General features: G+C 62.1%; 18 protein-coding genes. 16 read left to right on the top strand and 2 right to left on the bottom strand.

The genetic code is table 11. The features are described 5' to 3' along the window. The first annotated feature begins 3 nt into the window (after positions 1-3). Genes AC1RJY_RS04560 through AC1RJY_RS04550 form a run of 3 tightly spaced genes read left to right on the top strand, consistent with a single transcriptional unit; the run spans position 4 to position 4,846 of the window. Complete coding sequence (locus AC1RJY_RS04560; protein WP_498601545.1) at positions 4-2,736, top strand: family 78 glycoside hydrolase catalytic domain; 2,733 nt, start codon at positions 4-6, stop codon at positions 2,734-2,736. 56 nt (positions 2,737-2,792) lie between these two features. Continuing rightward, positions 2,793-4,025, top strand: a complete 1,233-nt coding sequence (locus tag AC1RJY_RS04555; protein WP_498601544.1) for a glycoside hydrolase family 1 protein — start codon at positions 2,793-2,795, stop codon at positions 4,023-4,025. Further along, positions 4,022-4,846 (top strand): SDR family NAD(P)-dependent oxidoreductase, encoded by an 825-nt coding sequence (locus AC1RJY_RS04550; RefSeq protein ID WP_498601542.1) that lies wholly within the window; start codon positions 4,022-4,024, stop codon positions 4,844-4,846. The genes AC1RJY_RS04555 and AC1RJY_RS04550 overlap by 4 nt, the downstream gene beginning before the upstream one ends. Positions 4,847-5,260: 414 nt before the next feature. On the opposite strand, the gene AC1RJY_RS04545 is transcribed toward AC1RJY_RS04550, so the two are convergent. After that, positions 5,261-5,908: a TetR/AcrR family transcriptional regulator gene (locus tag AC1RJY_RS04545; RefSeq protein WP_498601541.1), complete on the bottom strand. Its 648-nt coding sequence runs from the start codon at positions 5,906-5,908 to the stop codon at positions 5,261-5,263. A 181-nt stretch (positions 5,909-6,089) separates the two neighbouring features. On the opposite strand from AC1RJY_RS04545, the gene AC1RJY_RS04540 reads away from it, so the two are divergent. From AC1RJY_RS04540 to AC1RJY_RS04495, 10 genes are all read left to right on the top strand, one after another. Further along, positions 6,090-6,311 (top strand): hypothetical protein, encoded by a 222-nt coding sequence (locus tag AC1RJY_RS04540; protein WP_498601539.1) that lies wholly within the window; start codon positions 6,090-6,092, stop codon positions 6,309-6,311. A gap of 32 nt (positions 6,312-6,343) precedes the next feature. Next, positions 6,344-8,146, top strand: coding sequence for a sigma-54-dependent Fis family transcriptional regulator (locus tag AC1RJY_RS04535; protein WP_014921495.1), 1,803 nt, complete (start codon positions 6,344-6,346; stop codon positions 8,144-8,146). A 220-nt stretch (positions 8,147-8,366) separates the two neighbouring features. Further along, positions 8,367-9,314 (top strand): C-terminal binding protein, encoded by a 948-nt coding sequence (locus tag AC1RJY_RS04530; protein ID WP_014921496.1) that lies wholly within the window; start codon positions 8,367-8,369, stop codon positions 9,312-9,314. An 18-nt stretch (positions 9,315-9,332) separates the two neighbouring features. After that, on the top strand, positions 9,333-10,619 hold the full coding sequence (locus AC1RJY_RS04525) for an aspartate aminotransferase family protein (RefSeq protein WP_014921497.1): 1,287 nt from the start codon (positions 9,333-9,335) through the stop codon (positions 10,617-10,619). A 2-nt stretch (positions 10,620-10,621) separates the two neighbouring features. Beyond that, positions 10,622-11,521, top strand: a complete 900-nt coding sequence (locus AC1RJY_RS04520) for a fumarylacetoacetate hydrolase family protein (protein WP_014921498.1) — start codon at positions 10,622-10,624, stop codon at positions 11,519-11,521. Positions 11,522-11,552: 31 nt separating this feature from the next. Continuing rightward, a complete protein-coding gene (locus AC1RJY_RS04515) occupies positions 11,553-13,643 on the top strand; it encodes a hydantoinase/oxoprolinase family protein (protein WP_014921499.1) in 2,091 nt (696 codons plus the stop codon). Positions 13,644-13,646: 3 nt separating this feature from the next. After that, the gene (locus AC1RJY_RS04510) at positions 13,647-15,407 is read left to right on the top strand and encodes a hydantoinase B/oxoprolinase family protein (RefSeq protein WP_014921500.1); all 1,761 of its coding nucleotides are present in this window, start codon (positions 13,647-13,649) and stop codon (positions 15,405-15,407) included. 81 nt (positions 15,408-15,488) lie between these two features. Beyond that, positions 15,489-16,622, top strand: a complete 1,134-nt coding sequence (locus AC1RJY_RS04505) for a Gfo/Idh/MocA family protein (RefSeq protein WP_286140309.1) — start codon at positions 15,489-15,491, stop codon at positions 16,620-16,622. 184 nt (positions 16,623-16,806) lie between these two features. Beyond that, a complete protein-coding gene (gene iolD, locus AC1RJY_RS04500) occupies positions 16,807-18,768 on the top strand; it encodes a 3D-(3,5/4)-trihydroxycyclohexane-1,2-dione acylhydrolase (decyclizing) (RefSeq protein WP_498601536.1) in 1,962 nt (653 codons plus the stop codon). A 93-nt stretch (positions 18,769-18,861) separates the two neighbouring features. Further along, positions 18,862-20,217, top strand: a complete 1,356-nt coding sequence (locus tag AC1RJY_RS04495; RefSeq protein WP_026005296.1) for an aldehyde dehydrogenase family protein — start codon at positions 18,862-18,864, stop codon at positions 20,215-20,217. A 74-nt stretch (positions 20,218-20,291) separates the two neighbouring features. On the opposite strand, the gene AC1RJY_RS04490 is transcribed toward AC1RJY_RS04495, so the two are convergent. Then, the gene (locus tag AC1RJY_RS04490; RefSeq protein WP_498601535.1) at positions 20,292-21,476 is read right to left on the bottom strand and encodes a Gfo/Idh/MocA family protein; all 1,185 of its coding nucleotides are present in this window, start codon (positions 21,474-21,476) and stop codon (positions 20,292-20,294) included. 188 nt (positions 21,477-21,664) lie between these two features. On the opposite strand from AC1RJY_RS04490, the gene AC1RJY_RS04485 reads away from it, so the two are divergent. From AC1RJY_RS04485 to AC1RJY_RS04475, 3 genes are read left to right on the top strand one after another with little or no spacing between them, the layout of a single operon-like run. Beyond that, complete coding sequence (locus tag AC1RJY_RS04485) at positions 21,665-22,432, top strand: SDR family NAD(P)-dependent oxidoreductase (protein WP_017197455.1); 768 nt, start codon at positions 21,665-21,667, stop codon at positions 22,430-22,432. A gap of 52 nt (positions 22,433-22,484) precedes the next feature. Beyond that, the gene (locus AC1RJY_RS04480; RefSeq protein ID WP_498601533.1) at positions 22,485-24,245 is read left to right on the top strand and encodes an IlvD/Edd family dehydratase; all 1,761 of its coding nucleotides are present in this window, start codon (positions 22,485-22,487) and stop codon (positions 24,243-24,245) included. Between the two features lie 59 nt (positions 24,246-24,304). Further along, positions 24,305-25,279: a D-2-hydroxyacid dehydrogenase gene (locus tag AC1RJY_RS04475; protein WP_498601531.1), complete on the top strand. Its 975-nt coding sequence runs from the start codon at positions 24,305-24,307 to the stop codon at positions 25,277-25,279. Positions 25,280-25,346: the final 67 nt, after the last annotated feature.

Here is a 25,346-nt window from a genome sequence, read left to right as displayed (position 1 = left end):
TCGATGGATACAGCACTTAAGAAGGAAGAAGGAAGCACTATGGAAGCCATGCCTTTCGGGCTCACGGTAGACAGCGGCGGAGATCAGTTTCCCGTCACGGGTCCGGCCCCGCGATTGTCATGGAAAATCACCGCCGGGATATCGGCAGCTGCCTACGAGGTGGAGGCAACGGTCGACGGCGTGGCGCAGCCCCTTGCGAGGACCACCGGTCACCTTTTTGTTCCCTGGCCCTGGGCAGAGTTATGCAGCAGGCAGCAGGTGACCTGGCGCGTTCGCAGTGCGGAACCAGCAGCCACCTGGTCGGCGTGGTCCTCTTTTGAGGCGGGCCTTTTCGACGCCGATTGGTCGGCCTCGTGGATTTCGCCTGCGGAAGGGGAGGATCAGCAATACGGCCAGCGGCCCGCCCACATTCTTGCGACTGACTTTGCCCTGGGGGACCTGAGCGGCACCGTTGAGGTGACTTCGGCTCGCTTGTACGCCACAGCGTTGGGCGTTTACACCGCCGCGATCAACGGTCAACGGGCCGGTACAGCGGAACTGTCCCCCGGGTCGACGTCGTACGACCGCACACTCTATGCCCAAGCGGCAGACGTGACGTCCTTGCTCCGCTCGGGCCGGAACCGGCTGGAAATCGAACTGTCAGACGGTTGGTACAGGGGACAGGTGGGGGCGTTCCGGCACCCTGCCCAATGGGGAACCCAGCTGGGAACCAGGGCTGAACTGCACCTCGAATTCGCGGATGGCTCCCACCGCGTGATCGGAACTGACGGCACGTGGACCAGCGCACCGTCCTCCACGACCCGCGCGGACCTGATGGAGGGGCAATCGGTGGACTTCTCGCTTCCGTCCGCGGTTCAGTCGGCGGTTTTGGTGGACCGGGTAGTTACACCGGGAATCGAATGGTCACCCGCGCCGCCGGTCAGGGTGATCGCTTCCCGCCCGGCTGAGAGCCTGAATGAACTGCGGCCTGGTGTTTGGATCGCCGACTTTGGTCAGAATGCTTCTGGCTGGATTCGGCTTGAAGATCTTGGTGTCGGTGGCACGCGCACGGTCGTTGAATACGGCGAGCACCTTGGCCCGGACGGAGACCTGTCAACCTCGCATCTGGATTCTCATCGGCCGGGGGAGCCCGTACGGATTTTCTCGCAACGGGACGAAGTCACAGCGGGGGAGGGCGGTGCCGTCTTTGAACCACGGCACACGGTCCACGGCTTCCAGTACGCCCGCATCACCCGAGAGGCGTCAACCGGGGATCCGGCCCCGTTGGATGCTGCCGACATCAGCATGCAGGTAGTCCACACCGACCTGCCGCGAACCGGTGAATTCTCCTGCAGCGACGAGGACCTCAACGCCCTCCACCGGATCGGGGAGTGGAGCTTCCTCGGTAACGCGGTGGACGTCCCCACGGACTGCCCCACCCGAGAGCGCCTGGCATGGACCGGCGACTACCAAGTCTTTATTTCCACAGCCACCAGGCTGCGGGACGTGCTGGGGTTCAGCCGCAAATGGTTGAGATCCGTCCGCGACGACCAACTCGAGGACGGGCGCATCGCCAACTTCTCTCCCGATGGCCGGCAAATAAAAAATCACCTGGATGACCAGTTTGCCATGATGACCGGTTCGGCCGGTTGGGGAGACGCCATCGTCGCGGTTCCATGGGAGCTTTACGAGGCCTACGGGGATGAAGCGGTTCTGGCCGAAAACTGGGATGCCATGGTCCGGTGGGTCCAATGGGCCTTGGAGATGGCCCGTACAACCCGCCATTACGAACGCGTGAAAGCATCAGCAACCCCCAAGCCTTACGAGAAGTACCTGTGGGACGGCACGTTCCACTGGGGCGAATGGACCGAACCCAAAAAGCGCGACGCCGACGGACGCCTGATCGACCCTGTCCAAGACAATCCCATGGCCTGGTTCATGGAAGACAAGGGAGAGGTTGGGACAGCGTACCTGTACCGCTCGTCGTCGACCCTTGGACGAATCGCCAAGGTTTTGGGACGAACGGAGGACGCGGCGAAGTACACCAACATCGCAGAATCCGTCCGTGAAGCCTGGCGTCTGGCCTACCTCCGGGACGACGGAACCACGGCCGCTGACACCCAGGCGAGCTATGTCAGGGCATTGTCCTTCGGACTGCTTCCCGTAGAGTTGCGTGGCCGTGCGGCAGAGCGCTTGGTTGAGCTGATCCGCGAGGCTGGAACCCACCTGGGTACGGGCTTCCTGTCCACCGGCGATCTGCTTCCCGTGCTTGTCGAAGCGGGACGATCGGACGTGGCCCATGAGCTCCTTTTCCAGCGCACGGCACCGTCCTGGCTATCCATGGTGGACAAGGGCGCAACCACCATTTGGGAGTCGTGGGAGGGGATCGACGAGCACGGTCATGCGCACGATTCCCTCAATCACTACAGCAAAGCCACTGTCCTCAGGTTCCTGCATGAACACACCCTGGGACTGAAGCAGGCAGCGGGATCCGTTGCATGGCGCTCCATTGTGATCGCTCCGACTTTGGCCCCGGGCATCACATGGGCGAAGGGAACGAACGAATCGCCGCACGGAACCATCCGTGTCCACTGGCAGCTCGACGGCGACACCTTGCGGATCGATGCCGACATCCCGGCCGGGACAGAAGCCCGCGTTGTTTTTCCGGACGGCTCCGAGCACGTTGCAGGACCAGGTCGCTTCCGCGCCAGCGCACCCGCGTCCGTGCACGAACCCGAAGCTGTTTCCGCGGTCTGACTCCGGCACTTTAGACCACACCGAACGTACTGACTTACTGAAAGTAGAGAACACCCATGACCACTTTCCCCGACAACTTTCTCTGGGGCGCGGCAACCGCCGGGCACCAAATCGAAGGCAACAACGTCAACAGTGACTGGTGGGCACGCGAATTGACCATGCCAGGCATGGAACTCTCCGGAGACGCCTGCGACAGCTACCACCGCTACCGCGAAGACATCGACTTCCTGGCCGAAGCGGGCCTTACCTCCTACCGTTTCAGCCTTGAGTGGTCACGCATTGAACCCGCCCCGGGAGCCTTCTCCAAGGCCGAACTGGCCCATTACCGCCGAATGATCGATAACTGCTTCGCCCGGAACGTCACCCCGGTGGTCACCCTGCAGCACTTCACCACTCCGCAGTGGTTCGCGAACGACGGTGGCTGGCTGGCTGAAGACGCTTCGGAAAAGTTCCAGCGATACGTCACAGAAGCCACTACCATCCTGGACGGCGTGGACTGGGTAGTGACCATGAACGAACCCAATATGCAGGCGGCCATCATGACGGCCATGCGCCGCATGCAGATGAGCGAGGGTGCCGAGTGGCAAAGCCCCACCGTCGAGGGCACCGAAGAGACCAAACAAACGCACAGCGACTTCCTGACCTACGCCGACCCGGAGATCGGGCGGGCCTTCACAGCCATCCACCGCGCTGCCCGCGACATTGTCCGCGCCCGCACCACGGCCAAGGTCGGCTGGACCATCGCCGCAGGCGCACTCACTGCCGCTCCAGGCGGGGACGAGAAGCTCCTGGAAATCCGCTACGGCAAGGAAGACGTTTACTGGGAAGGCAGCCGCGGGGATGACTTTGTTGGCGTGCAGGCCTATTCAAGCCAGGAAGTGGCCGTGAACGGCCTGGTGCCGCACCCGGCCCACCCGGACAACACCCTGGTGGGCACCGCCTACCGGCCCGATGCCCTCGCCATGGCAGTGCGCCACGCGTGGTCGTTGACCGGCGGCGTGCCGGTGATGGTCACCGAAAACGGCATCGCCACGGCCGACGACGACCAGCGCATCCGCTACACCACAGAGGCCCTCCAGGGGTTGCACCAGGCGATGGCCGAGGGGATTGATGTGCGAGGCTATCTCCATTGGTCCCTGCTGGACAACTTCGAATGGGGTCACTGGGAACCCACCTTCGGGCTGATCGCCGTCGACAGGGAAACGTTCACCCGCACACCCAAACCGAGTCTCGCCTGGCTGGGGAGCGTTGCCCAAGCCAATCAACTCGATGCGGCGGTGTCTGTATGAGCACCGCCTTCGCCGACGCTTCCCTCACCCCTGTCCGTGACTTGCTTTCCCTGACCGGCCGCACGGCTGTCATCACCGGGGCCGCCCAAGGACTAGGCAAAGCCATCGCGTTACGGTTGGCTGAAGCCGGGGCGGACGTTCTTCTCGCAGACATCGACGGCGAACGCGCCCGGGAAGCTGCCGCAGAAATCGCTGCACGCTTCCCAGTCCGATCGCTTGGGATCGACATGGACGTGACAGCCTCGGAATCTGTGCGCAAGGCCGCCTCGTTTGCGGCAGCTGAGCTGGGAGGCATCGACATATGGGTCAATAGCGCCGGCATCTTTCCCAGCACCCCGGTCCTGGAAACACAGGATGAGGAATGGGAGAAGGTGTTTGCCGTCAACACCCGCGGCGTCTTTAACGGTTCCCGCGAAGCCGCACGCAACATGAACGGCAGCGGAGTGATCATCAACATCATCTCCACCGCCGGATTCGAGGGAACAGCCCCCGGCCTAGCGTCCTATGTGGGTTCCAAGCATGCTGTCCGAGGCATGACAAAGCAGATGGCGCTGGAATTCGCACCCTTGGGAATCAGGGTGCTGGGAGTAGCCCCCACCTTCGTACCCACCGAGGGCACCATGGCGGCAGCCACCAGCATTCGAACCGAGGACGCCGGCCCGACGCCGGACTCCGGCACCCCCGCGGTCATGGCCGGCAGCCTCATGGGACGGCTGGGAACACCGGACGACATTGCACGCGTCGTGCTGTTCTGCGCCAGTGACCTGTCCACCATCATGACCGGCAGCACGCTCCTGGCCGACGCCGGAGAAACCATCTGAAGCTATCGAGGCATCACCGGTTTGGAGGGAACGAACGCCCGGACGACTGCGCGCCCGGGCCTTCCACCTGTTGGCCCTCCGTTTGCTCTTTACCGAGGTTCGTACTTCCATTCCGGCTGCATGGCGGCCAGGGTTAGCCGCTCACTACTCCATACGCCCGGGTAGTCCTGAGAACATGACTTTGAGCGACTCCTTCCGGAGTCTTTCTCAAGTTGTTGCTGTGGCCGCGAAGGAAGACCTGCGCCTGCCGGAACTTAGACCGACCAATGGATACGTGGAGACCAACCCTCGCTCATTCCGAAGCATTGGCCATGATTTACCACTCCCGGCGATTCTGCTTGGCGGGGCACGAGATGCCGATAGATACCGACGACCTGCTGAACAGCTATCCGGCCATCCCGCCTGACCTTCCTGCTAGAAATCCGCCGCAAGAATCGTACGGGACAGGACGACAGCCCGGTCGGTGAGTTCAGCAAGCTCGGCATCGTCGCATTCCGGTGATGCCCACCGGGTGGCTCCTTCAAGGAGCGTCACGACGACTTTGACCCGTTCTTCAGCCTGTGGAAAGCCCATGTCAACGGCGGCGGCGACGTACATGTTTTGGTGGAGGTCCACCCAGTCGTCTACCTGTGAACGCAGCTCGCTGGGGAGAATGTTGGCCATCCTGTCGGTCGCAACCAGGAGGTCCCAGAGGTTGCTTTCGGGGAGTCTTACCTGGCGGGTGAAGTGGAGCCGGACCATGCAATCCCAAAATTCGGAGGCCGATTGCGCGTGGTCCACGGCTTCCAACAGTGCTTGGCCGAAGCGGTGGAAATGCCAGCGCAGCGATTCGGCGACGATCTCGTCCCGTCCGCCCGGGAAATGCGAGTAGAGGCTGGGCGGCTTGATGTTGACGGCATTGGCGATGGTGCGCATCGATACGGAGTTGAATCCGTTGGCAATGGCCAACTCCAGAAAGGCTTCAAGGATGTGCCGCCTTGATGCTCCTTGGCCAGCCCAATCCCATTCCTCCAGACGGTGCGCGAACGTGTCGCGGGCGGACTTGTAGGACGTGCTGCTCATGATGTGACCCTAACAGTCGGGTGGACGCTGCCTCATTTATCGTGACGCGAAGGGCGTTCGAAGTTCAGTCCAACTCTACAGAAACTCTTGGCTAACGACCATTAGTTAGGTACTCTGAAAGTGGCGCAAAGCAGCACCCGCTGGCTCCGCCGTCTGAACGCCTTAGCGGAAGGAACGAGTCATGGATAAAGAGGATTCGAGCCGGGGGGCCAAAGGGAGCACCATCATTTTGGGCAGTGGCCTCTCTGGCATGGTGGCCGCATACATCAGCGCCAGGGCGCTGGAAGACGACGCCGCCCACGACCCAAACTGGCGCGCGCAACAGGCTTTCCGTCTTAAGGGCCGAGGCTGGGGAAGCAAGTGGCTGGCTTCGCGCCGTGGCGGCACCGCCGTCGTCTCCTGACAACCTCCACTCCACGAAGGAACGTGTTTGATATGGCCGCTGCTGAAGTCCTTTCTCCTTGGTTGCCCCATGAGTCGCTGCGCCAAACAGACCGGCTGCGCGAACTCTTCCTGATGCAGCCTCACGCTGACCTCACCGGAATCCGGCCGATTGTGGCACGCTCCTGGTACAGAAGCCGTGCGGCTGGCGTCGACGCTGTGGTGGACCGGGGATTCTTTGATGAAGGCCGGGTCGACGAGTTCACCATCAGTGCTGCGGGCCCGCACTTGCAGAAATTGGATGAAGTCGCAGCTGACATGGGAGGCTACGTCAACATCACAGCCCCGAACGGAGTCCTCGTCAAGGCAGACTTCCTGCGCGACGACGGCTTTCCAGCAGGGTATTCACTCTTGGAAGAGAGTTGCGGCAGCAACGGAGAAGGTCTCGCTCTGGAAGAAGGGCGGGGCGTCTGGCTCGCACCGGAGGAACACTTCCGCGAAGACATGAGGGGCAACTGGTGTTTCGCTTCCTTGGTCCGTGATCCCTTCCACAACCGGGTCCGGGCTGTTATCGGTCTTACGTTGCCGGCCAACAGGGTCTCCGCGCTGGAACCGTCATCGACCCTGCTGATGCTTGAGGGGGTTGCATCCCGAATCGAACGCGACATCGAGGTCCGCACGTCATCCAGGGAACGGGCGCTGCTCAGCGAATACTTGACGGTCTCGCGCCGCAGGGGCAATCGCGCCGTGATTGCCTTGGATGGCAAGAACTCCCTTCTCAATGCCTCCGCAACCGCTAGCTTGGAGGACAGCGACTTCTCCATCATTTCGGGCTACGCAAAAGCGGTGATGTCCTCCGGTCGGGAAATGAACTATGAGGTATCGCTTCAGGGACCCGGGCGTTCCACGCTTGAAGTTTCACCGGTGACGCTCTCTGCATCCAATGTCGGTGCCATCGTGGTTGTCCGTCCTCATGTTCCTGTGAAGGTGCGCATTTCCGAGTCCGTCAGCGACCCTAATAGACCGGAACCATCATTGCCGGACACTACGAACCGGCTCATGAAGCATTTGGACGGGACAAGCATGGGTTTCAAACGTGCTCTGAATCTGGCCCGCAAAGCTGTAGAGCAAGAACGCTCAGTGGTAGTGATCGGTGAACTGGGCAGCGGTAAGCGCAGGTTGGCCGGCGCCATTGCGTCGATGCGTGGTGAGCAGATGGTGGTAGATGCGAGGACTGGGGCGCTGAGGAATCCGCAAATTCGGGACGTGATTCACCGCGTGTCCACGGAGCTTCCGCCAACTTTGGTTGTTGAACACGCCGACGAACTCTCCCAAAATGAAGCCGCCGAGCTGGTCAGTAACCTGAGAGGCAACACCACCACCAAACTGGCGTTCACTATCACTCACCCCACGGATGCCACCCTCCTGCTCTCGGACGCATTCGACGTCCTGGAAATCTCGGTGGAGCCCTTGCGTAATCGCAGGGAAGACATCCCACCGCTTGCTTCTGCCATCGCCGCAGAGATGGGCGACCGGAAACTGTCCCGCCGTCTCCTCACCACCCTGACTCACGCGGATTGGCCCAGGAACATCGATCAACTGCGGGCCGTCGTGTCGAATGCCGTGGAGCGTGCCGCCGGGGCCGAAGTGACTGTGGACGATCTTCCTCAGGGCTACCACAGGGTCCTTACCAAGGGGCGGCTGTCCAGGCTGGAGGACGCCGAGCTCAGTGAGCTCCGCACGGCCCTCCAGGAAGCCGATGGCAACCGCAGCCTGGCAGCAGTGGCCTTGCAGATTGGCCGTTCCACCCTCTACCGCCGGATGGACTACTTCCGCAGCCGCGGATTCGACCTCTAATTCGGGAACTTAAGGCAGCCGGCTACCGCTTAGGGCCGGCTGCTTTTTGCTGCCTGCCAAACAGCCTGGCGAAGCTGGGACAGTGTCCCACCCAGGTGTCTCGATCTGGTACGGATCAGCCATACGGACGCGCGTTCTACTTGAAACTACCCGGACACCGGCACCCCTCCACGGGGCGCTGGCAGATCAAGAGGGTACAAAAACGAACAGGACGACGACTATGACCCGCGATGCCCACGGAACCATTCTTGTGGCCCCACATCACTTTCCGAACCTGGACCGCGAGCACGCGCTCGCCAAGGAGTTCGGTTACACACTCAATCCGGCTGCCGACGCCGATTCCTTTCGCAAAGGACTTCCCGACGCCGACATCGTGATGATCACTCCGTACGCGAAACTCACGGCGGTGGACTTCCCTCTGATGTCCAACTGCAAGGCTGTCATCAGGTATGGAATCGGCTACGACAACATTGATGTTGCCGCAGCTACCGAGGCCGGCATTCCGGTATCCATTGTCCCTGGGACTGCGTCGGAAGAAGTTGCCTCGCATGCTTTTGCCATGGGCCTGGCCTTGGCCCGCAGGTTGCCTGCTGGTAATGCGTCCATCCGGGACCTCGGCTGGGCCGGGACCATCGGCTACGACACCCCGGTTCTTTCCGAACTAGAGGTCGGCGTTTTGGGAATGGGCCGCATCGGCCAGCACGTTGCCCGCATGTATCAAGCTGTTGGGGCAAAGGTCCGGGCCTACGACCCATTCGTCACGGAGAGCTTTGTGGACCTGACCACTCTGGAAGACATCCTGGAGAATTCCGACGTCGTCTCACTGCACCTGCCGCTGACTGCGGATACGGCCAACCTCATTTCCAAGGATGTTCTGGCCCGGATGCGCAAAGGTGCGGTGGTTGTCAACGTGTCTCGTGGCGGCCTCATCGAGGAATCAGCCCTTGCCCAGGCGCTCACCTCCGGGTACATTGCCGGCGCCGGCATCGACACCTTCGCCGAAGAGCCACTCGGTGCTGAACACCCGCTTCGTTCAGCGCCCAACACCATCCTGACGCCCCACATTGCGTGGCGTTCCAACCGCTCCACGGGTGCTCTGCAGGAGGGCGCCGTGGAGAGGGTCCGCCTGGCTTTGACGGGGCAGCCGCTGATCGACCTCGTGAACTGAAAGACTGGAGAGAACCAAGTGGGAACAGAGCAAAAGAACGCCATCACGCAGAACCACCCCGCGGAGGATCCACATCTGCGCAGGGGACCCCGCGGCTTCCCGTTGCTGCCCGGCGGCTATGGCCGATCGACGTACTACACAGGTGCCCCGAGCCCTTACGCCATCCGGGGCGAGGGGTACCGTGTCTGGGATGACCGCGGCCACGAACTGATCGATGCAAACAACAATTTCACGTCCCTGATACACGGCAACGCCCACCCTGAGATCACGGAGGCCGCCACCAAGGCACTCACAGCCGGTGCCAGCTGGGGAATCCCCAACCTCTACGAGTGGGACCTGGCCGATCTGCTGTTGTCCCGTCTACCCGACCTCGATCAGGTGCGGTTTGCCAACTCCGGCACGGAAGCGGTGATGTCCGCGATTCGCATTGCGCGGGCCAGCACCGGGCGGGAACGCGTCATAGTCACCAAGGGCGGCTACCACGGCACATCCGAGGTCGCTCTGGTTCCAGGCGGCCCCTCCTACCAAAGGGGAGTCACTCAGGGTGTCATTAATGACGTCACTGCGGTGCCGCTCAACGATGTCGAGACCCTGCGTCAGGAGGTGGAGGCAGCACCGGAATCCTATGCTGCGATAATCCTTGACCTGCTGCCGAACCGTGCTGGCCTGCTCCGGATTTCCGAGGACTTCGTTCACACGGCCCGTGAGTTGGCCACGCGGTACGGGATCGTTCTGATCATTGACGAGGTCATCAGCCTTCGGCTTGGTTTCAACGGCTTCAGTGGAGAGTACGGCGTTTCTCCGGACTTGCTCACCACAGGAAAGTTGATTGGCGGAGGGTTCCCCGTGGGAGCAGTGGCTGGTCGTGCTGAGCTGATGGCCGAAGTGGATCCGACCCGCCCCGGCAGCTTGCCACACGGCGGCACGTTTTCGGGGAACCCGGTCAGCATGGCAGCCGGAGCAGTTGCTTTACGCCTTTTCACTCAAGAAGAAGTCAAGAGACTGAATCACCTCGGCGACACAACACGGGACGCCGTGAACGCGCGGATCGCAGACGCCGGCTGGGAAATACGTGGGCGGGGTTCGCTGCTGCGGGCTGTTCCCTCAGGCGCGGAGAAAGTGGGCGAGCGCACCCAGCATGAACTGTGGTGGGCGTCCTATGAGCGGGGTTTGCTCGGCTCGCCAGCCAACCTGCTGTCCTTGTCCACGCCCATGGACGAAAAGGTCGCGGAGGACATCGCAGATCGACTGACCGATGCCGTGCTCGCCGTGGCAGATGGCACGGCCACGAAAGGGGAGAAGTAACCATGAAGATCGTCTCCTACAAAAACGAATCCGGCGTTCGCGGCGGTGTCCTGATCGACGACGCTGTCTATGATCTCGAACTGCTGCTCCAAGGATCCACGGACGCAGTTCACGGCGCCACCAGCTCCGTCCGAGGTTTCCTGGACCTTTACGGCGACCGGATCCCGGCGATCTCGGCGGGGATCGCTGCTGTAGCAGCTGAGGACCCCGTGGCCCGCGTCGGCGCGTTGTCTGAGGTTACCTTGACCACCCCTGTGGCGGACCCGTCAAAGGTGCTCTGCATCGGCCTCAATTACAAGGACCACGTGGCCGAAACCGGAAGGGCGTTCCCTGAATACCCGGATGTGTTCGCAAAATTTGCGTCAACGATGATCGGCCCACAGGACGAAATCGGCGGAACCCGGGTCAGTGAAAACCTCGACTTTGAAGGGGAAGTCGCTGTGGTGATTGGCCGCCGGGCCAGTGATGTGTCCGAGGACGAAGCCTTGGACTACGTTGCCGCACTGGCGCCCCTGAACGACATCACCGCACGAGATCTCCAGTACCGAGGCACCCAATGGCTGGCCGGTAAAGCCGTAGACGGTTCCACCCCCTGGGGTCCTGCGCTGGTAACGCTGGACGAAGTGGGGGACCCGCAGGCACTGGACATCACCACACGGGTTAACGGCATCGAAGTCCAGCATTCCAACACGCAGTACCAGATCTTCTCCATCGCCCGCGTTGTCTCTTACCTGTCGAGCTTCCTCACCCTCGAACCCGGAGACGTCATTGCCACAGGTACACCGCAAGGCATCGGCGCCAAGCGCAACCCTCCCGTCTGGCTCGAACCGGGCGACACGGTCGAAATCGAGATCGAAAAGGTCGGGCTGCTCCGCAACCGCGTGGCCAAGCCCCAGCGATAAACACTTCAACTCCTAGAAAGACAGAAATCCCATGAGCGAAGTACAAACACAACCGGGTGAAGCGAGGTACCGCATCGCCGTCGATACCGGTGGCACGTTCACAGATGTGGTGGTCGGATCAAATACAGGGGACATGGCCGTTGGCAAGGCCCTGACCACTTACGACCGCGTCTTTACCGGCTTCGAAGCCTCAGTCCGCCGCGCAGCCGAGTCCGTTGGCTGGAGCGGTGACGATGTTCTGCGTAACGCAGACGTTATTGTCTACGGCACCACCCACGCCACCAACGCTGTTCTCACCGGTAAAGTGGCCAAAACGGCACTGCTGACCACGGACGGTTTTGCCGACACCCTCCTACTCCGTGAAGGTGGCCGCAGGGATGCCTTCGATTCAAAGGCCTCCTACCCGCCGCCCTACATTCCCCGCCAGCTGACCTTCGAAATCACCGAGCGCATCTCTGCCGAGGGCGACGTCCTGGTGTCACTGGACGAAGAGCAGGTCCGCGAAGTCCTCGGATCCTTCAAGGAACAGGGCATCGAAGCCGTAGCAGTCTCCTTCCTGTGGTCCATCATCAACGATGCCCACGAGAAGCGCGTCGCGGAACTCATCCAAGAGATTCTGCCGGGTGTTCCGTTCACCCTCTCCAACCAAGCCAACCCGACTATCCGCGAATACCGCCGTTCCTCGGCAGCCTCGATCGACGCCTCCCTGAAGCCACTGATGGCTGACCACCTGGGCAAACTGCGTTCCGATCTCCAGGAGTACGGTTTCGAAGGTGACCTGCTGGTGGTCACGTCCGAGGGTGCGGTGCTCGATGTCGTGGACGTCCTGGACCGTCCCGTCCTCCTGCTGAACTCCGGACCTTCCATGGCACCGCTGGTTGGCGCTGCTGCCGCCCCGGACCGGGACACCGTCGTTGTCTGCGACATGGGCGGCACCACTTTCGACGTGTCCTTGGTTGAACAGGGCGTCGTCCGGCACACCCGGGAGGCGTGGCTCGGGGAGCCCTTCGTCGGTCACCTCACCGGTCTGTCCTCCGTAGCCGTGTCAAGCATTGGCGCCGGTGGAGGCAGTATCGCGTGGATCGACGGCGGTGGCCTGCTTCGCGTTGGCCCCCAAAGCGCCCGCAGCACTCCAGGACCGGCCGCGTACGGGCGGGGCGGCGAAGAACCGACCGTCACTGACGCCTGCGTCGCGCTGGGTTATCTCGATGCAGATGGCTTTGAAGGAGGCTTCACGCTGGACCGCGAGGCCGCCGTCCGCGCCATCGATACCCGGATCGCCGGCCCACTGAACATGGACACCCTGCAGGCAGCTCAGGCCATCCTGGACGTCTCAGCCAACCACATGGCCACGGCCATTCGTCAGGCTTCCCTGGAACAGGGTGTCGATCCGCGCGGTGCGCTCATCGTGGCAGGCGGCGGCGCGGGTGCCATGGTAGCGGCCGCCATCGGCGTACTCCTCGAAGCCGACACTGTCCTCATCCCAGCGACCGCCGGTGTGCTTGCCGCGTACGGAGCACACCGCGCTCCGATCGCGACGGAGTTCCTCTCGCCGCTGCACAACGACACCCGCAGCTTTGATGCCGGATCAGCCTCACGGGCAGTGGAGGACCTCACAGGCAAAGCACATGACTTCGTGAAGCGGTTCGATGGCGTGGGAGACGAGCCCAACGTCACCTACTTCGTTGATGCCCGCTACCCGGGCCAAGCCTGGGACCTTCGTGTCTACCTGGACGCTGCGCCAGATACCGCAAGCGACGCCGCAGGCATCATTGAACGCGCCTTCCACGAAGAGCACGACCGTCGCAACGGCACACACGATCCTGATAGCCGGGTGGAGATCATCACCTGGGGTGTCCGCGTGGAAATCCCGCGGCCGGAGCACACCAAGGAAGAAGCGGGGATCAGCCGGGAGACCGAAGTCCACCGCACCGACTCCATTGTCTTCGGCGGAGAGAGCTTCAGCACCCAGCGCTACCGAGGCGTCACCCTTGCCCCTCGGGACAAGATCGAAGGCCCGGCCGTCATCGACCAACCCACAACCACCATCGTGGTCCCACCAGAGTGGAACGCCACGCTTGACGAACGATCCAACATCTACCTCACCCGTAAGGAGGCGTAGGGAATGACACGCGAATTTGACCCCGTAAAGCTCTCGGTACTGGCCAACGCATTTGACGGCATTGTCCGCGAAATGACCAGCGGCCTGCTGCGTTCGGCCCGATCCTCCGTGATCAACACTGCCCGCGACTTCTCCTGCGCAGTACTTACAGCGGACAACCAGCTCCTCGCTGCTGCAGAGGGTGTACCGGTACACGTCTTTGGTGCCGGCCCCTTGGGCGAAGACATGGTGGAACTGCACAAAGACATCCGCGAAGGCGACGCGTTTCTCCATAACGACCCCTACATGGGAAACTCGCACGCCGCAGACCATGTGATCCTGGTTCCGATTTTCGTCCACGGACGGCATCTGTTCACCGCCGTCACCAAAGCCCACCAGGCAGATTGCGGCAACTCGCTCCCCACCACATTCTTTGCCACCGCCCGGGACGTCTATGAAGAAGGTGCGCTGATCTTCCCTTGCGTCCGGGTGCAGCGCGACTACACGGACATTGACGACATCATCCGTATGTGCCGGTCCCGCATCCGCGTCCCCGATCAATGGTACGGCGACTACCTCGCGTCGGTCGGGGCTTCGCGCATCGCCGAGCGCCGCATCCACGAGCTTGCCGAAAAGTTCGGGGTGGAAGACCTTGAAGACTTCGTGGACGCCTGGTTCGACTACTCCGAGCGACTCACCGCGAGCGCGATCGAAACATTGCCCGAATACGTCCTCCACGGATCCTCTGACCACGATCCCTTCCCGGGTACCGGCCCGGAAGGCGTGCACCTGCAGGCAACCCTTGAGGTAAAGCCCAAGCAGGGCAAGATCATCATTGACCTGCGGGATAACCCGGACAACCTCCCCAATGGCCTGAACCTGACCAAGGCCACAGCCACTGGCGCGGCACTGGCAGGAATCCTCTCCGGCATCCCGGAGAACCTGCCGAGCAACGCCGGAACCTTCCGCCGGGTGGAGGTGCTGCTTCGCGACGGCTGCGCCGTAGGAGTGCCGAAACATCCCTACTCCTGCTCGTCGGGTACTACCAACCTGGCCGACCGGGTGGTCAACATTGTGCAGGCCGCTTTCTCGCAGATCGACGACGGCTACGGCACCGCTGAGGGCGCCGCCGGGCAGGCACCGGCAAAGTCGGTGATCTCGGGTATCGACGAGCGCAACGGCAACGCCTACGTCAACCAGATCCTGGTGGGCGGGGTTGGTGGCCCGGCTACTCCCTACGTTGACGGCTGGCCCACATACCAGCGTCCTGTTTGCGGAGCCCTTCTCTACCACGACAGCGTGGAAGTCGATGAGCAGCGCTATCCAATTCTTGTCCACGAACGCACCTTGGTGGCCGACACCGGCGGAGCGGGACGCCAGCGCGGCGGACTCGCAACCCGGGTCACCATGGAACCCCGTGGGGAGAGCGTCACCCTCACCTACGGCATCGAAGGCAAGATCAACCCGCCCAAGGGTGTCCGTGGCGGCCACGACGGGGCAGAACCGTCCGCCTGGGTAGAGGACCTCAAGACCGGCGAACGGCGCGAGATCCCGGTAGTAGGCCGCTACGACCTGCAGTCGGGCGAGAAGGTCGTATCCATCACCCCCGGCGGTGGCGGCTACGGCGATCCGCTGGAGCGTGACGTCCTGGCAGTCCTCGACGACTACCGGGAATCCCGCGTCACTGCCGAGGCCGCAGCTGCCGATTACGGCGTCGTTATCACCGACGGCGCAGTTGACGAGGCAGCCACGGCGAAGGCCCGCCAGGAACGCCTGGCCGGCTAGCCGACAGCTATCGCAACCCATCCCGAGGCGAGGTATATTCCTCGCCTCGGGATGTTCCAACAAACATTTACGGAGATTCACATGGAACCCATTCGAGTCGGCATCATCGGCGTCGGAAATGTCCTTAACCAATACCTGGACAAGATCGGCGTCCACCCCGACGTCAACATCGTTGCGCTCGCGGATGTGAACCCCGAGGCAGTGCGGAAGCGTGCTGCCGAGTACGACGTTCCCAAGGCCCTCACTCCGGACGAGTTGCTCGCAGATGAAGACGTGGAGTTGGTCCTCAACCTCACGCCGCCCAAGCTCCATGCACCGGTCACCCTACAGGCGATCGCGGCCGGCAAACATGTCCTTTCGGAGAAGCCCTTCGCAACCTCCCTTGAGGAAGCCAAGCAGATCCTGGACGCAGCAAGGGCAGCCGGCGTCAAAGTCGGCTCCGCGCCCACCACGTTCCTGGGTTCCGGCATGCAGACCAGCCGCAAGCTCATCGACGACGGCTGGATCGGCGAGCCGGTGGCGGCCTTCGCATCGTTCGCGTGCCGGGGCTATGAGCACTGGCACCCGAACGTGGACCCCTTCTACAGCCCCGGGGCTGGCCCGATGCTGGACATCGGCCCGTACCTGATCACCAATCTGGTGAACTTCTTCGGCCCGGTGAAGCGGGTATCCGCGACAACGCCGCGTTCCTCCGAGACCCGTCCCCGCCCGGGCAAAGAGGGCGAAGTCATCCAGATCCAGACCCCCACGCACGTCACGGGCACCCTCGATTTCGAGTCTGGCGCTACAGCTACGGTGATCGTCAGCTGGGACATCTGGAACCACAACCTGCCGCACCTGGAAATCTACGGCACGGGCGGTTCGCTGGCCGCTCCGAACCCGGACCACTTCTCCGGCGCTCCCGTGCTGCGCCGCGGCGAGCCTGGCGACCTTGCGCTGGACATGACACCTCCCGGTGGCGGAGATTGGCGCGAAACGCCCATCACCCACCGGGACGACGCCTACCGTGGCATCGGCCTGGCCGAATTCGGTTACGCCATCCGCAACGGCGTGGAACCCCGGACCGGCGGCGACTTCGCCTATCACGTACTGGAGGTTCTGCTTGCTTTCGAAGCATCCTCGGAGCAAGGCCGACACATCCGGATTGAAAGCACCTGCGAACGGCCGCGCCCGCTGCCCTCCGTCGGGCCCCAGGAACCTTACCGTTTCGACTAAAAGGACAACAGCCAGAACAGCAGCCGACGGCGGGACTCAAGTTCCGCCGTCGGCTGCTGTTTGTCTTCCATGGCCGGGCCGCGTATCAAACTGGGACACACCGGCGCCTTCGCGCGGTGAAAACCTGAAGTTCGGGCGAATCGGTGTGGAAAATGCCGACGCACCTTCGAATTTAGGAGATCGCATGACTAGCACAGCCGCTGCTGACATCGGCACCGTGGTCAACACCGCAGGCGACAAAAAGGCCGTCCGCCGCCGCACAGTCGCACAAGCAATCGTTGAATACCTTCAGGTCCAGTACAGCGAATTAGACGGTGAACGCAGGCGCCTCGTTCCCGGAATGTACGGCATCTTTGGCCACGGCAACTCCGTTGGCTTGGCGCAGGGAATCGACGAATATGGTGTGGACTTCCCGCACTATCAGGGCAAAAACGAGCAGTCCATGGTCCATGCGGCCATTGGCTTTGCAAAGGCTTCCAACCGCGCCGCAACACTTGCGTGCACGGCCTCAGCCGGCCCGGGATCGACCAACATGGTATCCGGAGCGGCCACGGCAACCACCAACCGACTCCCGGTGCTTCTTTTCCCTGCGGACATCATCAACAACCGTTTCGGTGATCCGGTGCTCCAGCAGATCGAGCACCCGGTGGAACGTGATGTGTCGGCCAACGATTGTTTCCGCCCGGTCAGCCGCTACTTTGATCGGATCACCCACCCGGCACAGTTGCTCTCCACACTCCCTGAAGCCATGCGGGTACTCACCGATCCCGTCGAAACCGGGGCCGTGGTTGTTTGCCTGCCCCAGGACATTCAGGGCGCGGAGTTCGACTTCCCGGAATCCTTCTTCACGCCGCGGGTATGGCACATTCGCCGTCGTCCGGCCGTGGAAGATGAGTACAGGGATGCAGCAGAAATTATCGGCAACGCCAAGCGTCCGCTGCTGATCTCCGGTGGCGGTGTCCGCTACTCCAAGGCACAGGAGGAACTGGCACGTTTCAGCGCGGAGTTCGGCATCCCGGTGTCAGAGACCTACGCGGGCAAGGGCAGCGGACCCATCACCGACCTCAACCTCGGTGCTCTGGGTGTGACCGGAACCGTTGGCGCCAACGAGATCGCGGACGGCGCAGATGTGGTCATCACTGTCGGCTCGCGTCTCCAAGACTTCATCACGGCCTCGCATTCGCTGTTCCAGAACCCGGATGTTAAGTTCGTCAACCTCAATGTGGGCTCCTTCGATGCCCACAAGATGGGCTCATTCCCGGTCATCGGCGATGCAAGGCTGTCGCTGGCTGCTCTGCGGGAGCGTCTGGCGGCCGTTGGGTACTCGACGTCGGACGAGTTCCGCAGCGACATCGCAGATGCCCGCAAGGCCACGATGGAGGTGCGCAAGCACGACCTTCAGGATTTCGCCGGCGAACTGATGAGCCAGGCCCAGGTGATCGACGTACTCAATAAGCGCACCACAAGTGACGACGCCCTGATTTTGGGCTCCGGCGGCGTGGTTGAAGGCATCCATAAGGCGTGGGATCCCTCCAACGGCACCGAAATTCACTTTGAATACGCCAACTCCTGCATGGGCCATGAGATCCCGGCGGGCCTCGGCTACCGTTTGGCTCGTCCCGATGCGCCGGGCGAGGTATATGTCCTGATCGGTGACGGTACCTACTTCATGCAGCCCACCGAACTGGTCACGGCAGTCCAGGAACGCAAGAAGATCATCACTATCGTTATCGACAACCGTGGCCACCAGTGCATCTGGCCCCTCCAAGTTGCCAAGGGTGGTCCTGGCCGCGAATTCGGCACACAGTACCGGGAACGCAGCAAAGAGTCAGGTCGACTGGACGGGGCGATCCTCGACTTCGACATCGCAGCCAACGCAGCCAGCATGGGCTGTGCTGCCTGGTCCACGACGACCATCGAGGAGTTCTCGGCCGCCCTCACCGAGGCGCAGGAAGCCGAAGGCCCCGCCGTGATCGTGGCCCGAGTTGAGCCCTGGCGCTACCTTTCCGGCAATGGCGCCTTCTGGGACGTTGGAGCTCCGATGACTTCGGAGCGACCCGCAACGCTCGAGGGCATCGCCAAGCATCTCAAGGGCCGTGAGCGCCAGCGCTTCTACGCTGCCACCACCGCACCTGAAACGCGCTGAGCGCACCGGGCGGGACCGCTACGCAGCGGTCCCGCCCGTCGTCTTACGGGCTTGCCCGTTCTTTCCAATTTTCGCAACAAAGGAGCATTCATCATGAGCGCATTTGCCGTTACTGATCCGGCTACCGGAACCATCCACGCCGAATACCCCGCAGCCACTGATGCCGAGGTGGAAGCCGGGCTCAGCGCAGCACAGAGGACCTACCAGGAGTGGTCCCGTACCACCACGGTGGCCGAACGGGCGGCCTTGGCCAAGCGTCTTGCGGACCTGTTTGTCGAGCGTAAGGACAAGCTGGCCGCCATCATCAATCGGGAAATGGGCAAGCCGCTGCAGCAGGCAGTGGGCGAAGCTGAGTTCTCCGGTTCCATTGCGGCCGCTTTCGCGGAGCACGCCGAGGAATGGCTGGCCGATGAGCAACTCGAAGTAGCAGACGGGCTCCGGAGCTTCTTCCGGTACCAGGGCCTCGGCGTGATCCTGGGCATCATGCCGTGGAACTACCCCTACTACCAGGTGGCACGGTTTGCCATTCCGAATATCATTTTGGGCAACACAGTGATCGTCCGCCACGCCAGCCAGTGCCCGGAATCGGCGTTGGCGTTGGAGGAACTCTTCCGCGACGCAGGCTTCCCGGAGGGCGCCTACGTCAACCTGTTCGCCACGCACCAGCAGATCTCCACCATCATTGCCGACGATCGTACACAGGGCGTCTCACTCACGGGCTCAGAGCAGGTGGGTGCGATCGTTGCCGAGCAGGCCGGACGCGCCTTGAAGAAGTGCGTGCTGGAGCTCGGTGGGGCCGACGTCTTCCTGGTGCTCGATACGGATGACGTGGACCTTGCAGTGAAGAAGGCCGTCATGGGCCGCATGGGCAATACAGGCCAATCCTGCAACGGTTCCAAGAGGATCGTCGTGATGGACAAGTACTTCGATGAGTTCTCGGAGAAGTTCAAGGCGGCCATCGCCGGCCAGTCCTACGAGAACGGTGATTTCGGGCCGATGTCTTCGGCTTCCGCCACCAAATTCCTGGCCTCGCAGGTGCAGGGTGCCTTGGACCAGGGGGCCGAGATCCTGGTGGGCAACAATGAGCCCGAGGGCAACGTCTTCACGCCGACGGTTATCACCAACATCACCCCGTCCATGGACGTTTACAGCGAGGAGCTTTTTGGCCCTGTTGCGCAGCTCTACAAGGTCGGCAGTGACGCTGAGGCGATCAAGCTGGCCAACTCTTCGCCGTACGGCCTGGGTTCCGTGGTGATTTGCGACGACGTTGAGCGCGCCGAGCGCGTCGGCAACCAGCTCGACGTCGGCATGGTCTTCGTCGGTGCCTATGACCTCAGCGGTGCGGATGTACCGTTCGGCGGCGTCAAGAAGTCCGGGTATGGACGGGAACTCGGCAAGGTAGGAATGCTGGAGTTCGCGAACAAGAAGCTGTTCCGCTTCGCCAAGTAGTCAGCAAACCTAAGAAGGAGGCCGGATCGTCGTGATCCGGCCTCCTCTTTTGTGAGTGGGGTGATGGTGGCGGTTCAGGCCTGGTAGGTGGTGTGTCCGGAGACTTCCGGGATCTCAACCCAGTTCCCGGAACCGGCGCTGCGCAGCGATGCATCCACCAGTTCCGAGGCAGACCAGCCGTCAGCAGCAGACGGACCCAGCTGTTGACCTTCGGCCACTGAGCGCAGGAACAGGGCAGCCTCTATGGTCTTGAGATCGTTAAAACCTATGCCCGGACCCGGACCCGGCTGGAAGCGTCCGAACTCGCCGTAGGACGGCGGCGTCATGATGGTTCGGTAGCCGCTGCGGTCCGTGGCAACTTCCAGCTGGTTCATCCGTTCGAAGTTCCAGCGGAGTGAGCCCTCGGTGCCGTAGACCTCGATGATGTATTCCGCGTGGGGTCCAATAGCTACCCGGGTGGACTCGAACATGCCGATCGCGCCGCCTTCGAACCGGGCGAGCATTGCCGTGTAGTCCTCGTTTTCCACCTCCTGGGTGACTTCGGACGCCTGGCCCATGTCAAAGGAATTCGAGGAGTTTCCCGCCGGAAGAGGCCGGTCCTTGATGAACGTCTCCGTCACAGCATTCAGAGAGGTGATGCGTCCTACCAAGAACTGGGCGAGGTCGAACCCGTGGCTCAAGACGTCACCCAGGACTCCCGAACCTGCCCGGGCCTGCTCGTAACGCCAAGTAAACACCTGGCTTGGATCCGAGGCGTAGCCGGTGAGCAAACGGATCTGCACGTTGGTGATGCGGCCCAGAGTGCCGGAGCGAATCAGCCTGCGGGCCTCCGCCACAGCCGGGGCGTGCCGATAGTTAAAGCCCACCGAGGTGATCAGCCCCGCAGCCTCGGCCCCCTGCGCGATCTCGCGGGACTCCTGGGCGCTCCGTCCCATAGGCTTCTCGATCCAGAAGTGCTTGCCGGCCTCGATGGTGGCAAGGGCTATTTCATGGTGGAGGAAGTTCGGGGAGCATATGGAGACCACATCCACATCCGGGTTCTCCAGTACCTTGCGGTAGTCAGTGGCGGTCTCCTTATACCCGAGGGCATCCTCGGCATGATGGCGGCCGGCGTCGTCGGGATCCGCGGCGATCACAAGCTCCGGGTGCCGTGGCAGTTCCGGGAAGAACTGCTTGGTGGCCAGGTAAGCGCGGGAGTGCAACCTGCCCATCCATCCGACCGAAATCAGGCCAACCCCAATGCGGTTCTGCTGTTCCAAGAGGACTCCTTAGTCTTTACCGCTCTCAGGCGGTGCTGTGCCGCAGAATGACGGCGGCATCTACTGATCAGCCTAGGAATGTTGCGGGTGTGTGCTGTGTCTCAATGTGAGACACATGGCGCCGGGATAGCGCTGTTTTAGTTGAAGGAACCAGCCCGACACCACCTAGCAAGAGGAGCCCGTCGACGATGATGGACCGCAACCAACCACTACGAACCGGCCCCCTGCGCGTGCTCGTTACTGGAGCTTCGTCAGGTGTCGGGGAAGCCACGGCCAAGTTGTTCGCAAGCCGTGGCGCCCGTGTGGCGTTGTTGGGCCGCCGGCCTGAAGAACTGCAGCGGGTGGCCGCGGACATCGGCACCGATGCCCACACTCTGGTTGCCGACGTCTCCGATGCCGGGGCCGTCAGGAACGCTGTGAGGAGTGCGATCCACGTCATGGGTGGTTTGGACGTGGCGGTCAACGCCGCAGGTGTAGCAGGACATGTTGCCTTGGAAAACCTCACCGATGACCACTGGCATGAGGTGCTGCAGACCAACTTGTCCGGCACCTTTTATGTGGCACGCGAGGCTGCACTCCATATGCGGCGGGCCGGCCGGGGTGCGATCGTCAATGTCGCTTCCGATCTGGCCTCTGTTGGCGCTGCAGGACTCGTCCACTACTGCGCAGCCAAAGCCGGTGTCGTGGGACTCACCAAAGCGCTGGCCCTGGAACTTGCGCCCTCCGTCAGGGTCAACGCCGTCTGCCCAGGTCCGATAGATACGCCCATGGTGCGCGCCGGATTGTCGGCGGCACCGGATCCTTTGGCGGCCCTCACGTCGAAAGAAGGCACCGTGCCGCTGAACCGCCTCGCTGATCCAGAGGAGGTGGCAGCCGCTATTTATTTCCTGGCGGTCGAGGGGACCTTTGCCACCGGAACCAGCATGGCGTTCGACGGCGGCACAACAGCTGCGTAGGAACGCCACCAATTACCTGTCAACTGAACAAGCCCAAGGAGCTTTGAAGGAAATGGAAGAGTCAAACTACAAGGACCTCCGCAGCGCACGATGGTTCGCGCCGCATGATCTCACCGGATTTGTTCACCGCACGGCGATCCAAGCTGAGGGATTCTCACGCTTTGCGCTCAAGGACAAGCCGGTCATTGGCATCGCCAATTCCTGGTCGGAACTGGTCAACTGCAACATCCACTTCAAGCTCCTGGCTGATGCGGTCAAGCGCGGTGTCTTGATGGCCGGCGGCCTGCCGCTGGAGTTCCCCACAATTTCCTTGGGCGAAAGCCTGATGAAGCCCTCGGCCATGCAGTTCCGCAACCTGATGGCCATGGACGTCGAAGAGTCCATCCGGGCATACCCTTTGGACGCGATCGTACTCCTGGGTGGCTGTGACAAGACTGTCCCGGCACAGCTTATGGGAGCAGCAAGTGCCGATGTTCCCACGATCATGCTGACCGGCGGACCCCAGGAGCCCGCACACTTCCGCGGGAAACAGCTCGGTGTCGGTACAGACACGTGGAAGTACGCAGATGAACTGCGCGCAGGAAAGATTACCGAGGCGGACTTCGACGAGCTTGAGTCGGCCGCGAAGCCCTCTGCCGGGCACTGCAGTGAGATGGGTACGGCCTCAACCATGACCTCGCTGGTTGAAGCACTTGGCATGTGTTTGCCGGGTACCGCGTCGATCCCCGCGGTAGACGCGCGCCGTGCCCAGGCAGCGGAAGCAACGGGACGCCGCGCGGTGGAGATGGCGCTGTCACAGGGGCCGAAGCCCAGCGAAATCTTGACAAAGGAGGCCTTCGATAACGCCATCACACTCCTGATGGCTGTGGGAGGGTCCACCAACGCAGTGGTCCACCTGCTGGCTCTAGCACGGCGTGTCGGCTACGAGCTGCCCTTGGACCGATTCCATGAGATTTCCCAACGGACGCCCCGAATTGTTAACGTACGTCCATCCGGCGAGTACCTGGTCCAGCAACTCTTCCAGGTTGGCGGAATCTCCACCGTTCTCAAGGAGCTGACGCCACTGCTAAATAAGGACGCAATAACCGTCACAGGCGAGTCCCTTGAGAAGGGCTACCTTAGTGCTCCCGAACCTGACGGCGTGGTGGTCAGTACGCTGGAGGCGCCTTTCGATGCCTCCGGAGCCATCGCCGTCGTGCGTGGCTCCCTGGCGCCCAACGGCGCTGTCATCAAGAGGAGCGCCGCTTCCAAGGACCTGCTGCAGCACAAGGGTTCCGCAGTGGTGTTCGAAGACATCTACGATCTGGGACGCAGGATTGATGACCCCGATCTGGACATCACCGAGGACTCAGTCTTGGTCCTGCGCAACAGCGGGCCGGTTGGGGCTCCCGGTATGCCCGAGTGGGGCATGCTGCCGATCCCGGAGAGACTTCTGCGCCGCGGTATCCGGGACATCGTCCGGATCTCAGATGCCCGGATGAGTGGCACGGCCTTCGGCACTACAGTCCTGCATGTTTCCCCAGAGGCTGCCGTGGGCGGCCCGCTGGCGATTGTCCGCGATGGTGATCCAATTGTGCTCGACGTCGAGAACCAGCGCCTCGACTTGGACATCCCGGCAGAAGAAATCGATAACCGCTTGGCCGAACTCAAACTTCCGGAACCGAAATATCGTCGCGGCTATGGTCGGCTCTTCATCGACCACGTGAACCAGGCCCACGAAGGGTGCGACTTCGACTTCCTCAAGGGCCTGCCTGACGAGGAACCACAGCGACTGCCGTACGGCCTGATGAGCGGTTGGCAGGGCGGCTGGTAGCCGGCAACGGGTCCAATCTGAAGATGGGTTCCCCACAGGGACACCCCGGGAAGGAAAATGTGTCACAACCAAAAGTAATAGCCATTGTTCAGGAAGGTCGCCCGCTCCCTCCACTGGAACGGCTGAAGGCCGACGCCGATATCGTTGTGGTCCGCACCGCGGATGAGTACCGTAAAGCGCAACCGGGTGCGGAAATCCTGTTTTTGAACGACTTCAGGACCAAACTCCTGCGCGAAGTAGGGCCGGGGGAGTTGCGGTGGATCCATACCTCGAGCATCGGCGTCGATAGTCTCATGACGGACGACATCATCAATAGTGACATCGTTGTGAGCAACTCCCGGGGCGTCTGTGAGCGTCCCATTGCCGAGTGGGTTCTGGGCGTCTTGTTGATGTTCACCAAGGACCTCCGGCGCACCATTGAATTGCAACAGGCCAGAACATGGCAGCATCGTGAGACCGAGCCCCTGCTGGGTCGGAAAGTGCTTGTGGTGGGTCCGGGGCCTGTAGGCCGCGAGACGGTCCTTCTGCTCAGGGCAGCTGGCATGGACGTGACGGTCGTGGGCCGGTCAGGCAGGAACGATCCCCAGCTGGGCACCATATCCGGCTTTGATGGCCTTGCGGAGCTGTTGAGCCAAGCCGATGACGTCGTGCTGACACTGCCGCTCACAGAGGAGACCCGGGGATTGTTCAACTCTGCAATGTTCCGCACCATGAAGCCCGGGGCGAGACTGGTCAACGTGGGCCGTGGAGCGGTGGTCGTGGAGCAGGACCTCCTGGACTCCCTTGATGCCGGACACCTCGGTGCAGCCGCGCTGGACGTCTTCGAGTATGAGCCGTTGGATGCCGGCAATCCGTTGTGGGGTCGACGCGACATCCTGGTCTCACCGCATGCATCCGGAGATCTCATCGGTTGGCGGGGAAGGGTAGTGGACTGCTTCGCCCGGAACCTGAGCCTCTGGAAAGCCCACGAGCCGCTGAACGACGTAGTGGACCTGAAGAAACTCGGCACGGTCAGGCCGGCGGCCGGGGTCTGAAACACCCCTGCTGGGGCCAATCCCATGGGGTATTCGGCGCTTTAAAACCGCGTGGAATACCCCATGT

The organism is Arthrobacter sp. GW822-FHT05G07 (assembly GCF_058799755.1).
The sequence above is the reverse complement of the archived record's forward strand: the minus strand, read 5'-3'. Positions and strand labels throughout refer to the sequence as shown.

Coding starts and splice junctions, on each gene's coding strand:
- AC1RJY_RS04560 (WP_498601545.1), top strand. CDS start 4: ATGGATACAGCACTTAAGAAGGAAGAAGGAAGCACTATGGAAGCCATG.
- AC1RJY_RS04555 (WP_498601544.1), top strand. CDS start 2,793: ATGACCACTTTCCCCGACAACTTTCTCTGGGGCGCGGCAACCGCCGGG.
- AC1RJY_RS04550 (WP_498601542.1), top strand. CDS start 4,022: ATGAGCACCGCCTTCGCCGACGCTTCCCTCACCCCTGTCCGTGACTTG.
- AC1RJY_RS04545 (WP_498601541.1), bottom strand. CDS start 5,908: ATGAGCAGCACGTCCTACAAGTCCGCCCGCGACACGTTCGCGCACCGT.
- AC1RJY_RS04540 (WP_498601539.1), top strand. CDS start 6,090: ATGGATAAAGAGGATTCGAGCCGGGGGGCCAAAGGGAGCACCATCATT.
- AC1RJY_RS04535 (WP_014921495.1), top strand. CDS start 6,344: ATGGCCGCTGCTGAAGTCCTTTCTCCTTGGTTGCCCCATGAGTCGCTG.
- AC1RJY_RS04530 (WP_014921496.1), top strand. CDS start 8,367: ATGACCCGCGATGCCCACGGAACCATTCTTGTGGCCCCACATCACTTT.
- AC1RJY_RS04520 (WP_014921498.1), top strand. CDS start 10,622: ATGAAGATCGTCTCCTACAAAAACGAATCCGGCGTTCGCGGCGGTGTC.
- AC1RJY_RS04515 (WP_014921499.1), top strand. CDS start 11,553: ATGAGCGAAGTACAAACACAACCGGGTGAAGCGAGGTACCGCATCGCC.
- AC1RJY_RS04510 (WP_014921500.1), top strand. CDS start 13,647: ATGACACGCGAATTTGACCCCGTAAAGCTCTCGGTACTGGCCAACGCA.
- AC1RJY_RS04505 (WP_286140309.1), top strand. CDS start 15,489: ATGGAACCCATTCGAGTCGGCATCATCGGCGTCGGAAATGTCCTTAAC.
- iolD (WP_498601536.1), top strand. CDS start 16,807: ATGACTAGCACAGCCGCTGCTGACATCGGCACCGTGGTCAACACCGCA.
- AC1RJY_RS04495 (WP_026005296.1), top strand. CDS start 18,862: ATGAGCGCATTTGCCGTTACTGATCCGGCTACCGGAACCATCCACGCC.
- AC1RJY_RS04485 (WP_017197455.1), top strand. CDS start 21,665: ATGATGGACCGCAACCAACCACTACGAACCGGCCCCCTGCGCGTGCTC.
- AC1RJY_RS04480 (WP_498601533.1), top strand. CDS start 22,485: ATGGAAGAGTCAAACTACAAGGACCTCCGCAGCGCACGATGGTTCGCG.